General features: G+C 70.9%; 12 protein-coding genes and 2 tRNA genes. 9 read left to right on the top strand and 5 right to left on the bottom strand.

Annotated features, from left to right (window positions below; all coding sequences use genetic code 11):
- The first annotated feature begins 17 nt into the window (after positions 1-17).
- Entirely contained in the window at positions 18-173 is a 156-nt protein-coding gene (locus ACZ7L9_RS26435; protein WP_471418835.1) for a hypothetical protein, read from the top strand.
- A 4-nt stretch (positions 174-177) separates the two neighbouring features.
- Here the strand turns inward: ACZ7L9_RS26435 and ACZ7L9_RS26440 are convergent, their stop codons facing one another.
- Complete coding sequence (locus ACZ7L9_RS26440; RefSeq protein WP_471418837.1) at positions 178-750, bottom strand: CGNR zinc finger domain-containing protein; 573 nt, start codon at positions 748-750, stop codon at positions 178-180.
- 353 nt (positions 751-1,103) lie between these two features.
- Positions 1,104-1,517, bottom strand: a complete 414-nt coding sequence (locus ACZ7L9_RS26445) for an SsgA family sporulation/cell division regulator (protein WP_003959770.1) — start codon at positions 1,515-1,517, stop codon at positions 1,104-1,106.
- A 190-nt stretch (positions 1,518-1,707) separates the two neighbouring features.
- Between ACZ7L9_RS26445 and ACZ7L9_RS26450 the strand changes: the two genes are divergently transcribed.
- Both ACZ7L9_RS26450 and ACZ7L9_RS26455 read left to right on the top strand, forming a co-directional pair.
- Positions 1,708-2,199, top strand: a complete 492-nt coding sequence (locus ACZ7L9_RS26450; protein ID WP_471418839.1) for a TIGR02611 family protein — start codon at positions 1,708-1,710, stop codon at positions 2,197-2,199.
- A 54-nt stretch (positions 2,200-2,253) separates the two neighbouring features.
- Positions 2,254-2,325 (top strand) — tRNA-Val (locus ACZ7L9_RS26455).
- Positions 2,326-2,609: 284 nt separating this feature from the next.
- Here ACZ7L9_RS26455 and ACZ7L9_RS26460 read toward each other — a convergent pair.
- The gene (locus ACZ7L9_RS26460) at positions 2,610-5,156 is read right to left on the bottom strand and encodes an SCO7613 C-terminal domain-containing membrane protein (protein WP_471418841.1); all 2,547 of its coding nucleotides are present in this window, start codon (positions 5,154-5,156) and stop codon (positions 2,610-2,612) included.
- Between the two features lie 83 nt (positions 5,157-5,239).
- On the opposite strand from ACZ7L9_RS26460, the gene ACZ7L9_RS26465 reads away from it, so the two are divergent.
- Both ACZ7L9_RS26465 and ACZ7L9_RS26470 read left to right on the top strand, forming a co-directional pair.
- Positions 5,240-5,686 carry an SRPBCC family protein gene (locus ACZ7L9_RS26465; RefSeq protein ID WP_471418843.1) on the top strand — a complete coding sequence of 149 codons (447 nt, stop codon included), beginning with the start codon at positions 5,240-5,242 and terminating at the stop codon, positions 5,684-5,686.
- A 39-nt stretch (positions 5,687-5,725) separates the two neighbouring features.
- Positions 5,726-5,797 (top strand) — tRNA-Val (locus ACZ7L9_RS26470).
- A 96-nt stretch (positions 5,798-5,893) separates the two neighbouring features.
- Here ACZ7L9_RS26470 and ACZ7L9_RS26475 read toward each other — a convergent pair.
- Positions 5,894-6,619, bottom strand: a complete 726-nt coding sequence (locus tag ACZ7L9_RS26475) for an exonuclease domain-containing protein (protein ID WP_471418845.1) — start codon at positions 6,617-6,619, stop codon at positions 5,894-5,896.
- A 205-nt stretch (positions 6,620-6,824) separates the two neighbouring features.
- On the opposite strand from ACZ7L9_RS26475, the gene ACZ7L9_RS26480 reads away from it, so the two are divergent.
- The 3 genes from ACZ7L9_RS26480 to thrS all read left to right on the top strand — a co-directional run bounded on the left by ACZ7L9_RS26480 (position 6,825) and on the right by thrS (position 10,844).
- The gene (locus ACZ7L9_RS26480; protein WP_471418847.1) at positions 6,825-7,391 is read left to right on the top strand and encodes a DUF4365 domain-containing protein; all 567 of its coding nucleotides are present in this window, start codon (positions 6,825-6,827) and stop codon (positions 7,389-7,391) included.
- Entirely contained in the window at positions 7,391-8,716 is a 1,326-nt protein-coding gene (locus ACZ7L9_RS26485) for a hypothetical protein (protein ID WP_471418848.1), read from the top strand. Before ACZ7L9_RS26480 ends, ACZ7L9_RS26485 begins: the two co-directional genes overlap by 1 nt.
- A 142-nt stretch (positions 8,717-8,858) precedes the next feature.
- Entirely contained in the window at positions 8,859-10,844 is a 1,986-nt protein-coding gene (gene thrS / locus ACZ7L9_RS26490) for a threonine--tRNA ligase (RefSeq protein WP_471418850.1), read from the top strand.
- Between the two features lie 29 nt (positions 10,845-10,873).
- Here the strand turns inward: thrS and ACZ7L9_RS26495 are convergent, their stop codons facing one another.
- Positions 10,874-11,551: a potassium channel family protein gene (locus ACZ7L9_RS26495; protein ID WP_471418852.1), complete on the bottom strand. Its 678-nt coding sequence runs from the start codon at positions 11,549-11,551 to the stop codon at positions 10,874-10,876.
- A 66-nt stretch (positions 11,552-11,617) separates the two neighbouring features.
- Here ACZ7L9_RS26495 and ACZ7L9_RS26500 point away from each other — a divergent pair, with 66 nt between their 5' ends.
- On the top strand, positions 11,618-12,178 hold the full coding sequence (locus ACZ7L9_RS26500; RefSeq protein WP_471418854.1) for an HIT family protein: 561 nt from the start codon (positions 11,618-11,620) through the stop codon (positions 12,176-12,178).
- The last annotated feature ends 23 nt before the right edge of the window (positions 12,179-12,201 follow it).

Consider the following 12,201-nt stretch of genomic DNA (forward strand, 5'->3'; position numbering starts at 1 on the left):
GTCATGATCGTCTCGAGATGGTGGACACCTCCCGGGGCGATGCCCCCGCACCCCCTGACGAAGAGCCGCGCGGCTGCCTCTTCGCGCTTTCCCAGCCCCCTTTGATGATCTTCCTCGCGGTGATCGGCAGCCTGCTGCTGATGGCCGCGGTGCATGATCTCTTCATCCTGTGAACGGTCAGTCGGCCGCTTCCTTGCGGCGTGCCCGGTACGCGGCCACATGCAGACGGTTACCGCAGGTGCGACTTGAGCAGTAGCGCCGGGAGCGGTTGCGGGAGAGATCGACGAAGGCGTGTCGGCAGTCCGGCGCCTCGCAGCGACGTAGCCGTTCCTGCTCGCCCGCCACCACGATGAACGCCAGGGCCATGCCGCAGTCGGCCGCGAGGTGGTCGGCGACCGAGGCATCCGGTGCGAAGTAGTGCACATGCCAGTCGTAGCCGTCGTGGTTGCTGAGCTGCGGTGTGGTGCCGGCGGCTGCGACGAGGGCGTTGACGAGCGAGGCTGCGGTCCGGGCGGCGTCCGTCGCGAAGATCTCGGCGAAGCGTCTCCGTACGTCCCGTACGGCCCGCAGGTCCTTCTCGTGGAGCTCGCCCACGCCGCTGATGCGATGACGGCGCGCGAAGTCGTGCAGCGCTTCGATGTCGGCGAGACCGTCGACCGGCCCGCCCTCCGGCTGCCCGCTCTCCGGCGCCGTGTTCAGCAGGTCGACCACCGTGTCGAGGGCGATCCGGGTGTCGTGGGGGATCAGCACGCTTTCGCTCCCTGGCCTCCGGCGGGCGGGTGCCCGCCGATGCCGGCTGACTCTACTGGCTCGGTGTCGCCGCACAGAGGCCCGAGAGGGTCCGTGCGGGGCGCGAGGGGTGCGTACCGGCCACCTCCGGGTATTCATGGCCGGTGGCCGCCCGTCCGGGCCGTGGCGGGGCGGTGGGCCTGCGTGGCGCGTACCGGTGAGCGGAGCGTGGCCGCACGGGTGGGCGGGAAACGTGCACCGACGCCGTCACCACGGTGGATTCCGTGATGACGGCGTCGGTGTCAGCCCTATGAGGTTGTCCGCGCGGCGCCGTCTCCCCGAGTCGGACGGCGCCGTGCAGCTCTCGGCCTGGCTCAGCTCTCGGCCAGGATGTGTGAGAGCTCCGTGTCGAGATCGAAGTGACGATGCTCGGTGCCTGGCGGAACCGCGGCGTCGGTCCTTTTCAGGAACGACTCCAGGGCCCTCGCCGGGGCTTCGAGCAGGGCTTCGCCCTCTGGGGAGCTCAGTGCGATGCAGACGACGCCCTGGCCGTGACTACGTGATGGCCAGACGCGGACGTCTCCGGTGCCGGTGGGCCGATGCAGCCCCTCGGCAAGGAGGTCGCGGGCGAAAACCCATTCGACCGTCTCCTCCGCTCCGGTGTGGAAGGTGGCGTGCACGGCATAAGGGTCGGCCGTGTCATACCGCAGGCCCGCGGGTACAGGCAGTGAGGACTCGCTCGACACAACGAGGCGCAGGTGCAGCTCGCAGCTGACCGTGGTGTTCATAAGCGCCAGGGCCTTTCGCTCAGTGTGCGCTCGGGGATTCGCACGTCGGCGAAATCGACATGCCACCTACGGTGGCGTTGTAAACCCCTCTGACCTTTTTGTGTGGCTTCAGGTAGCTCGTACAGCGGTGGGTAACTTTGGGTTATGCGGCCATTCTGGTGATGAAGGGCGTTCCGGTAGATTGGCTCCCATGAACGCGGAGAGTGACGAGCGGGACGGAGGCGCCGGACCGGCGAAACCGTTGTCCGCCACGGGGGATGTGACACGGAGCGTGACCGTTGAGATCACGGAGGGTGTGACGAAGGAGGACCGGGAGCTCGGTTCCCGGGCACCCGGGTTCATCAAGGCGTCGCGGGCGCTGCATCTGAGCTGGCAGGTCGGCGTCTTCGTGGTCGGTCTCGCGGTGGTCGTCGCGGGGATCATCATGCTGCCGCTGCCCGGTCCAGGCTGGCTGGTGATCTTCGGCGGCATGGCGATCTGGGCCACCGAGTTCGTCTGGGCGCAGCTGGTGCTGCGCTGGACGCGGCGGAAGGTCACCGAGGCCGCTCAGCGGGCGCTCGATCCCAAGGTCCGGCGGCGCAACGTCATCCTCACCGTGACCGGTCTGGTGATCATCGCGGTGCTCCTGGGGATCTACGTCTGGAAGTTCGGCGTGACCATGCCGTGGAAGATCCACGAGTGACCGGGGGATGGTCATGGGGCGCCGCTGACATGCGGTAATGTTTGGCCTGCGCCCGGGCGATTAGCTCAGTGGGAGAGCGCTTCGTTCACACCGAAGAGGTCACTGGTTCGAACCCAGTATCGCCCACCCGGGACAGAGGGCCCGTGAGACTGCAGAGTCTCACGGGCTCTCTGCGTTTCCCGCGCAGGCGAGGCGAGGCGACGCTCCCGTACGGAGCGGCTCGCGCCCGCAGGGGCGGTACGAGCCGCTGCGCCGCGCATGTGGTCGAAGCGCTTCCACCGATTTCGTCGCAACCGTTGACGTTGCCTGTTCGGATGCCCGACTCGTCCCGGCCGGCGCCCCCACGTCGCAGACCACAGGCCGGGCCCGAGGCCCCCGAGGGCGCCCCGGGCCCGGCCGTGCAGCACACCTCAACGCATCCGGCCCAGGGTGTCCTTCAGGCGCCGCGCATCGCGCAGCCGTTGCTCGTATGTCGCCCCGACCACCAGCAGCAGCACGCCGGCGAGCGCGGGCGGCAACCAGCGCGGCAGCGCGCCGACGACCTGGACCACGTACGGCGCGAGTTCGTGCACGGCGTCCAGCGCCAGCACCGCACCGCCGAGCAGCAGCAGAGCCTGCAGCCGCAGCCGCGCCCCCGCCAGGGTGATCACCAGCGCCGCCGCACCGAGCAGCAGCGGCCGCACCCAGTACGGATCGGCCCATGCCGCGAAGAGGCTCGGCAGCAGAGTCGCCGCGAGACCCGCCCCGTACGCCGTCCACGACGACGCCTCGGGATCACGGCGCCGACGCAGCACACCGACCGCCAGAGCGGGCACCGTCACCGGCAGGGTGTACGCCTCCGGGGCCGACACCCCCGAAGCCGACAATCGCACCCAGGCCGCCAGGACGAACAGCGCCGTCGCCAGATACCCGGCCACCGGCCGGCGCTCGGCCCGTACGGCCGTGCCCGCCGCCAGCACCCCGCACAGCGCCAGCACCGACGCCAGGAACGGCCGGTCCGGCACCGCCATGCCCACGGCCACGACACCCGCCACGGCCCCGGTCAGCTCGACCGGCAGAGCCGGGGGGCGGCCCCGCAGCCGCGCCCCGAGCAGCACCGTCACCGCAGGGACGACCAGCATGACCGGCGCCGCCCGATACCCGGCGAGCCCCCACGACGCCCCCACCGCACGGGCCACCACCATCCCGCACACCACCGCACCACACGCCGGCACCGCCTGCGCCATCCGCAACACCCTTGCCCCACGCGCCGCTTGAGCGGCCGGCAGCGGTGGCAAGGCCCGCGCCGCCGGGACCGCGGTACCGCCGAGCACCACCGCAGCCGCCCCGAACACCACCAGCAGCACCGTGAACACCGCGTACGTGGCCGTCTCCGTGGCGAGCGACAGCATCCCCACGCTCACCGCACCGAGCAGACCGCACACCAGCGCGGTCGGCCCCACCCCGTCCGTCCCCCGGCGCAATTCCCGTACTGCCACCGCGAACACCCCGGCGACCAGCACCGACTGCACCGACACAGCAGCCGCGTACGACAGTCCCAGCACCGCGGGCAACGCGGTGAACCCCGCCCAGCCGAGCGCCACCGCACCAGCCCCCGCCGCGCCCCGCCACGCCGCCCCCGGCGCAACGCCCGGCCCGGCCATCCGCACCCACGACGCCCACGACCGGTACGCCAACCCCGACAGTGCGGCCACCGCCAACAGCACCACCGGGGCCGAAGCCATTCCGGACCACGCCATGCCCTCCATACCCAACGCGCCCCGGACCCCGCCGTCCGGCACCCCCGACCACATCCGGGCCGTCTGCGACACCGTGCCCACCAGCGACAGGCCGACCGGCGGCACCGCAGCCAGCAGCGAGCCCACGGTCACCGCCGACGAGGCCCACAGCAGCCCCTTCCCGACCGGGCGGGGCAGCGGAGCACGCACCGCCGCCAACAGCACCACACCGCACAGCAGGTACAGCGGCACGGACCAGCCCCCGGCCACCCCGGCACCCGGCACACCGCCCACCGCGGCCACCCCGCTGAGCCCGGCCACCGCCCCACCGGCCACCGCGAGCCCCGCCGGCGCACGCCACGCCCCGGCCACCGCGACCGCCGCGCCCGCGAGCAACAGCACACCCGGCGCCACCGCGGCCGACACCGCATCGGCGGACACCGACTGCCCCAGGCCAACCAGCAGGGCCGGCAGACCCGTCGTCCAGCAGCAGACGCAGGCCGTCACCCGTACCGCAACTCCCTTGCCCCACACCGCGATCGCACAGTCCAGCGCTGCTGTCGCCAGCAACGCCCAGCCGAACACCGTGGCCCCTGCACCCGCCGACCACGCCCACAGCAACAGCGGCAGTTGCGCGGTCACCACTGCCAGGGGCAGCGGCAGCCGAAGCCGGCCGAACAGCAGCCCGTACGCGCCCCAGAGCACCGCCAGCACCGCCGAGGCGACCGCGGCGAAACCGGGACCGTCGGCCTCCGGCACCGCCATCCGGTGCAGCGCGTACGCGTCCAGCACCATCAGCACCGACGCCAGAGCGGCGAGCGACTCGGCCGTCGAGGGCAACCCGCGTCGCAGCAGCACTGCGGGAGCAAAGAGCGCCGCGACCGTCACCGTCGTCAGCACCGCCGAGCGGCCACCGATGCCCATCTGACCCCAGCTGACCAGGGTGAACGCGATCGCGGCGACCGTGAGCAGCAGACCGCCCAGGGTGAGCAGCACGTTCTGCGCGCTGCGCGGCCCGGCCGGCGCGGCGGGAGGGCCGAAGGGAGCCGCGAACGGGGCCGGCGGCCGGACCGGCGCCGACGGCCCGAACGGGGCGGCGAACGGCGGCGCGGCGGGGCGCGCCAGCACACTCACCAGCCAGGCGCGACGAACCAGCAACTGGGACCGGCGGGCATCCAGCCGGGCCAGCTCGCGATCGAGGAGCGCCAATTCCTCGGCGGGCGGCGGCACATGTTCCATGAACGGGAGTGTGGCGCGGGCAACAGGACCGGACATGGGCTCGGATACTCAGTTCCCCGGCTGAGTACGCGCAGACTGGGGCCATGGACTGGAGCCGCTACCGATTCGTGAGTGTCTGGGACCTGCCGGGACCGCCCGACACCGTGTACGAGATCCTCGGACGCCCCGACGACTACCCGCGATGGTGGCCGCAGGTCCGCGAGGTCACCTCGGTCGACGGCACCACCGGCACCACCCGGATCCGCTCCTTCCTCCCGTACGACCTCGTCATGACCGTCCGCGAACGCCGCCGCGACCCCGCGGCCCGGGTTCTCGAAGCGGCCCTCGGCGGCGACCTCGTCGGCTGGGCCCGGTGGACGGTCACCGCGCACGGCGCCGGCAGCCGTGCCACGTACGAGCAGGAGGTCGAGGTGCACCGACGGCTGATGCGGCTCCTCGCCGTGCCCGGACGCGCCGTGTTCCGGGCCAACCACGCCCTGATGATGCGCTCCGGGCGCCGGGGCCTCACGGCCTGGCTGGAAGGAGTTTGAACCGGACGCCACGAGCCCTGTATGGTTCAACCCGTTCCCGGGCGATTAGCTCAGTGGGAGAGCGCTTCGTTCACACCGAAGAGGTCACTGGTTCGAACCCAGTATCGCCCACCCGGAAGAGGCCGGTTCGTCAGTAATCGACGGACCGGCCTCTGCATGTCCAGGCGCGGGGAGCCGTGCCGGTGGCCATCGGCCCGACGCGTCCGATCACGCCGCGGCGGGCAGCTCCGGGCGCAGCGGCCACGCGGGATCCACCGCCTCGACCGTGCCGTTCTTCGCGAACCACGCCTGCAGCCCACGCGCTTGTGCCGCATGCCACACGGCCTGCAACGTGTGCAGCTCCGGCGGGGACAGCCGCTCCAGGCGGGACGAGAACCGCCGCCCCACCGCGCGTACCAGCTCCAGCGAGGCCGCCGCATCGGCCGCCGCGTCGTGCGCGCCGTCCAGCACCACCCCGTACAGCTCGCATAGATCGGTGAGGGTCCGCCGCCCCTTGCGGTAGCGGTCCAGATGCTTGTCGAGCACGCGCGGATCCAGCACGCACAGCGGTGTGTTCTGCAGATACCGGGCGAGTGACGAAGCGCGGTGGCGCCTCAACTCCCGGTCCAGCAGGGTCAGATCGAACGGTGCGTTCATCACGACGAGCGGCCGGCCGGACGCGCACTGCTCGGCGAGCGCACGGGCGATCTCCTCCACCACCGGCGCCGGCCAGCGGCCGTTGCGCTGAAGATGATCGTCGGTCAGGCCGTGGATCGCGGTTGCCCCCACGGGCACCGGAACCCCCGGATTCACCAGCCAACGGGTGACCCGCACCCGCCCGCCTGCCGTGTCCTGGACGACCAGGGCGGCCGAAACGATCCGGTCCTCCTCGACGTCCACTCCCGTTGTCTCGGTGTCAAATGCGGCCAGTGGCCCTTCGTACCAGTGAGTCATCTCCGAACTCCTCGTGCCCGAGCGGCAGATGGCGTGATTCCCCTGCCCGGTCCGGTGATACCCGCACCCTTTGCCTGATACGCCGTTTGCGCGCCGTTCCGTGCGGTGACAACACAGGTGGGGGGAACGGAAGTTGTCCGTCACCCCGCCATCGAGAACCATCCGTCGAATACCGATCGGCACAGCCGGGAAGGCCCACGCAGCCATGGCGCTCGCGCAGCCCGAACCGAGCGGGCTGCTGCCCCAGCGGATCGCACCGCTGCGCGGCACACTCGCCACCACCGCCTGCATGGAGACGCTCCAGGTGGGCTACTTGCACGCGGTCGCGGCCGCGGCGGGGTGCTCCCTGTCGCAGCCGTTCCCCGACAACGGCATCGACTGGCACGTCAGCCATGGCGCCCCCGGCCATTCCGTGGACGACGAAGTGACCATAAAGGTGCAGCTCAAATGCACCTACCAAATCCCGCCGCACCCGCCGGGACCGACGTTCTCCTTCACGCTCGACAACGCACATCTCGTGAAGCTCGCCCGGACCCCCGTGTCGGTGCACAAGATCCTCGTCGTGATGATCGTGCCGCGCAGCCAGGACGAGTGGCTGCGCGCCGGACACGACCGGCTCGACCTGCGGCACTGCTGCTACTGGACCAACCTGGCCGGTCACGCGGTCACCGGCCGGCACCGGACCACCGTGCGGATCCCGACCTCGAGCATCTTCGACGACCGGGCGCTCTGCGAGATCATGACCCGCGTAGGGGCGGGAGGGAGACCCTGATGCACCGGCCGATGGACGAGTCCGTCAACTCCGTCAACGAAGTGATCCCGGCAGCCATACGTCCGCACCCCGGCGAATCCGCGGGACCGTGGTCCACCGCTCCCCGGCAGCCCGGGGACATCCCCGACCCCGCCCGGGTCGACCCCGCGGTCCTCGCCGCCCTGCTCGACCGGCACGGCTGGCTCCGCCGCGGCGGAGCGGCCGGACGGTACAGCCGCTGGACCCCACCGGGACCACCGGCCCCGCCCGGCGGCGGTACGAGCCTCCTCGTTCCCGACACCACCGCCTTCCCGGACAGCGAGGACCTCCTCGGCGAGGCGCTGACCGCCCTCGCCCGCAGCGCCGCGCCCTCCGCCCGCGAGGTCCTGGTCTCCCTCGCCGTGCCCAGCGACGAGATCCGGTGGTGGCGCGAGGTCCCCGAACCGGCCGGGGGAGCGGCCGGGGCGGCCGACTGGACGGGAGCGGAGCAGCTGCACAGCGCCGCCCGGCAGATCCTGCTCGCCGGAGCCCTCGCCGTCCGGGCACGCGCCGGCTACCACGGCGCACGCCACCGCCGCAGGGCCCGGGCGGCCCTCGACGGCATCCTCGTCGGGCCCGCGCCCGGCGGTCGCGAGCTCGCCGCGTTCGTCCCCGTGGACCCGGGCCGACCCGTCGCCGTGCGGCTCTACCACGCCTTGCACGCCACCCGCGACGCCGTGGACTACCAGCGGGCCACCGGCGGGTTCGACGCCTTCGACGCCGCTGTCGAGGCAGGAGCCGGCCGGGAACTCACCGAGGCCCTCATCGCGCTGGTCCAGGGCTCGGAAGGGGCCGGGATCGCCCTTCAGTGGGCGCCCGCCGCCGGGATCCCCGAAGGCTGCCCTGCCCGTCCCGAGCCGGTGGAGTTCTCCCCGGGCGACCTGCCCGCCCTGCGCCGCGCCGGCGCCCGCTACCTTCGGGACGAGCCCGCGGTGACGGTACGGATCACCGGCGCCGTCGTCCGGCTGCGCCGCTCGGGACCGCGTGGCGCCGGAATCGTACGGCTGCGGGTGCTGGCCGGCGCCGAGGTGTCGCACGTACGGCTGGAGCTGGACGAGGAGGCGTACCGGATCGCCGGCCACGCCCACCTGGTGGGGCTTCCGATCAGGGTGGAGGGCAGGCTGGAGAGCCGCGGCGGCTTCCGGCGGCTGACCCGGACCGCGCAGGTGGTGCCCGTGCAGGTGGACGAGGCGGAACGGGACCGGCTGATGAAGTCGCTCCAGGAGAACGTCGACTATTTCGAGGAGGCGTGCACGGGCGAACAGGGGCGGCGTGAGTGGCCGACAGAGCCGTACACGCACAGCTGACAGGGGGGATGGCGGGCGGTCCGCGGGGGAGCCGGGGGCCTTCGCGGCTCCACCGTTTCGCAGAGGGGGCCCGCGGCTCGGTACGATTCGTATCGCACGCGCACCACGCATGCGTGCGTACCCCCTGAGTCAGGAGAGACCGGTGTCAGACGTCCGTGTGATCATCCAACGCGATTCCGAGCGGGAAGAGCGCGTGGTGACGACGGGCACTACGGCAGCCGAGCTCTTCCCCGGCGAGCGCACCGTTGTCGCCGCCCGGGTCGCCGGTGAGCTGAAGGACCTCGCGTACGCCGTCGCCGACGGCGAGGTCGTCGAGCCCGTCGAGATCTCCTCCGAGGACGGCCTGAACATCCTCCGGCACTCCACCGCGCACGTCATGGCGCAGGCCGTTCAGCAGCTCTTCCCCGAGGCCAAGCTGGGCATCGGCCCGCCGGTCAAGGACGGCTTCTACTACGACTTCGACGTCGAGAAGCCGTTCACCCCCGAGGACCTCAAGGCCATCGAGAAGAAGATGCAGGAGATCCAGAAGCGCGGTCAGCGGTTCTCCCGCCGGGTCGTGACGGACGAGGCCGCGCGCGAGGAGCTGGCGGAGGAGCCGTACAAGCTGGAGCTCATCGGCATCAAGGGCTCCGACTCCGTCGAGAACGCCGGCGACGGCGCGGATGTCGAGGTGGGCGGCGGCGAGCTGACCATCTACGACAACCTCGACCCGAAGACCGGCGAGCTGTGCTGGAAGGACCTCTGCCGTGGTCCGCACCTGCCCACCACCCGGTTCATTCCCGCGTTCAAGCTGATGCGGAACGCCGCGGCGTACTGGCGGGGCAGTGAGAAGAACCCCATGCTCCAGCGGATCTACGGGACTGCCTGGCCCACCAAGGACCAGCTGAAGGCGCACCTGGAGTTCCTGGAGGAGGCCGCCAAGCGCGACCACCGCAAGCTCGGCAACGAACTGGACCTCTTCTCCTTCCCGGACGAGATCGGCTCCGGTCTTGCCGTCTTCCACCCCAAGGGCGGCATCATCCGCCGCACCATGGAGGACTACTCGCGCCGGCGTCACGAGGAGGAGGGCTACGAGTTCGTCTACTCGCCGCACGCCACCAAGGGCAAGCTCTTCGAGAAGTCCGGCCACCTGGACTGGTACTCCGAGGGTATGTACCCGCCCATGCAGCTCGACGAGGGCGTGGACTACTACCTCAAGCCCATGAACTGCCCGATGCACAACCTGATCTTCGATGCGCGCGGGCGTTCGTACCGTGAACTGCCGCTCCGTCTCTTCGAGTTCGGCACGGTGTACCGGTACGAGAAGTCCGGTGTCGTGCACGGCCTCACCCGGGCCCGGGGCTTCACGCAGGACGACGCGCACATCTACTGCACCAAGGAGCAGATGGCGGAGGAGCTCGACAAGACGCTCACCTTCGTCCTGAACCTGCTCCGCGACTACGGTCTGACCGACTTCTACCTGGAGCTCTCCACCAAGGACCCGGTCAAGTTCGTCGGCTCCGACGAGGTGTGGGAAGAGGCCACCGAGACGCTGCGCCAGGTCGCCGAGAAGCAAGGCCTGCCGCTGGTCCCGGACCCGGGCGGCGCCGCGTTCTACGGCCCGAAGATCTCCGTGCAGGCGCGCGACGCCATTGGCCGTACCTGGCAGATGTCGACCGTCCAGCTCGACTTCAACCTGCCGGAGCGCTTCAACCTGGAGTACACCGGCCCGGACGGCGCCAAGCAGCGCCCGGTCATGATCCACCGTGCCCTGTTCGGTTCGATCGAGCGCTTCTTCGCCGTGCTGCTGGAGCACTACGCGGGTGCGTTCCCGGTGTGGCTGGCCCCGGTCCAGGCGGTCGGCATCCCGATCGGTGACGCGCACATCCCGTACCTCCAGGAGTTCGCGGCGAAGGCCAGGAAGAAGGGGCTGCGGGTCGAGGTGGACGCCTCGTCCGACCGGATGCAGAAGAAGATCCGGAACCAGCAGAAGGCCAAGGTGCCCTTCATGATCATCGCCGGCGACGAGGACATGGCCAACGGCGCCGTCTCCTTCCGTTACCGCGACGGATCGCAGGAGAACGGCATCCCCGTCGAGGACGCCATCGCCAAGATCCAGAAGGCCGTCGAGGACCGCGTCCAGGTCTGACGGGCACGGAGTGAGAGACCCCCGGAGAGCTACCCGCCCTCCGGGGGTCTCTTCTCGTCCTCCCGCCGGAAGACGTGCAGCAGCCACGACGAGAACGAACCCGTCACCGCCCCCAGCAGCGCCAGCCCGCAGGCCATCAGGCCCGTCGCCACGACCCGGCCGCCCGGGGTCACCGGCACCGTGTCCCCGTACCCCACCGTCGTGAGCGTCTCGCAGGCCCACCACACCGCGTCGCCGAACGTACGGATCGAGGCACCCTCCGCGGTGTGCTCCTGGTCGTAAACGGCGAGCGCGGCGGAGAAGCCGAGCAGCAGGGCGCTGGCACCTGCGTAAGCGATCACGCGCGTGTACAGGCTCAGCCGCGGCTGCTCCCTGCGCTGCTGGACCGCCGTGTAGATCCGGATCAGGCGCAGCGGCCGCAGCAGGGGAAGCAGCAGGACCACCGTGTCCAGCCAGTGCACACGGACGAAACGGTGACCGAGGCCGCTGAGGCGGAGCCGTACCGCATAGTCCGCGGCGAAGACCAGCCAGGTCGCGCAGACCAGAGCGAGGGCGAGGTCGCGCCAGACCCGGGCGTCGTGCGGGGCGAGCACGCGGACCGCGTAACCGAGCAGGAAGAGCAGCGAGGCGCCGAAGAGCGGCACTTCCGTGCGCTGCTCCCAACGCCTGAAACGAGGAGGGGTGGAGTCCGCCGGCTGGTCGATCATCGCCTCAGCATCGCCGGACGCCGACGGGTGCGGCCCCGGCGACACGCTGCCCGGGAGCGAAGCAATATGCTGATCGGCATGACGAGTGAGCCGGAGCAGCAGATCGGAGTCGGGACGCCCGACGCGTTCCAGCGCCTGTGGACGCCCCACCGGATGGCGTACATCCAGGGCGAGAACAAGCCGTCCGGTCCGGAGGCCGGCGATGGCTGTCCGTTCTGCGCCATTCCGTCGCAGTCGGACGAGGACGGGCTTGTCGTGGCGCGCGGCAAGCATGTCTATGCCGTGCTGAATCTGTACCCGTACAACGGCGGTCATCTGATGGTGGTGCCGTACCGGCATGTCGCGGACTACACGGAGCTGGACGGCCCGGAGACCTTGGAACTGGCCGACTTCACCAAGCGGGCGATGGTCGCTCTGCGGACGGCGTCGGGGGCGCACGGGTTCAATATCGGTATGAACCAGGGGACCGTGGCGGGAGCCGGTATCGCGGCCCACTTGCATCAGCACCTGGTACCGCGCTGGGGTGGTGACACCAACTTCATGCCGGTGGTCGGGCACACGAAGGTGCTGCCGCAACTGCTCGCCGATACGCGCAAGATGCTGGCCGACGTCTGGCCGGTGGGCTGATCCGGGCTGTTGCTTCGAAGGGG

This window comes from Streptomyces sp. NPDC111516, from assembly GCF_055635345.1.

Coding starts and splice junctions, on each gene's coding strand:
- ACZ7L9_RS26435 (WP_471418835.1), top strand. CDS start 18: ATGGTGGACACCTCCCGGGGCGATGCCCCCGCACCCCCTGACGAAGAG.
- ACZ7L9_RS26445 (WP_003959770.1), bottom strand. CDS start 1,517: ATGAACACCACGGTCAGCTGCGAGCTGCACCTGCGCCTCGTTGTGTCG.
- ACZ7L9_RS26450 (WP_471418839.1), top strand. CDS start 1,708: ATGAACGCGGAGAGTGACGAGCGGGACGGAGGCGCCGGACCGGCGAAA.
- ACZ7L9_RS26460 (WP_471418841.1), bottom strand. CDS start 5,156: ATGGAACATGTGCCGCCGCCCGCCGAGGAATTGGCGCTCCTCGATCGC.
- ACZ7L9_RS26465 (WP_471418843.1), top strand. CDS start 5,240: ATGGACTGGAGCCGCTACCGATTCGTGAGTGTCTGGGACCTGCCGGGA.
- ACZ7L9_RS26475 (WP_471418845.1), bottom strand. CDS start 6,619: ATGACTCACTGGTACGAAGGGCCACTGGCCGCATTTGACACCGAGACA.
- ACZ7L9_RS26480 (WP_471418847.1), top strand. CDS start 6,825: ATGGCGCTCGCGCAGCCCGAACCGAGCGGGCTGCTGCCCCAGCGGATC.
- ACZ7L9_RS26485 (WP_471418848.1), top strand. CDS start 7,391: ATGCACCGGCCGATGGACGAGTCCGTCAACTCCGTCAACGAAGTGATC.
- ACZ7L9_RS26495 (WP_471418852.1), bottom strand. CDS start 11,551: ATGATCGACCAGCCGGCGGACTCCACCCCTCCTCGTTTCAGGCGTTGG.
- ACZ7L9_RS26500 (WP_471418854.1), top strand. CDS start 11,618: ATGCTGATCGGCATGACGAGTGAGCCGGAGCAGCAGATCGGAGTCGGG.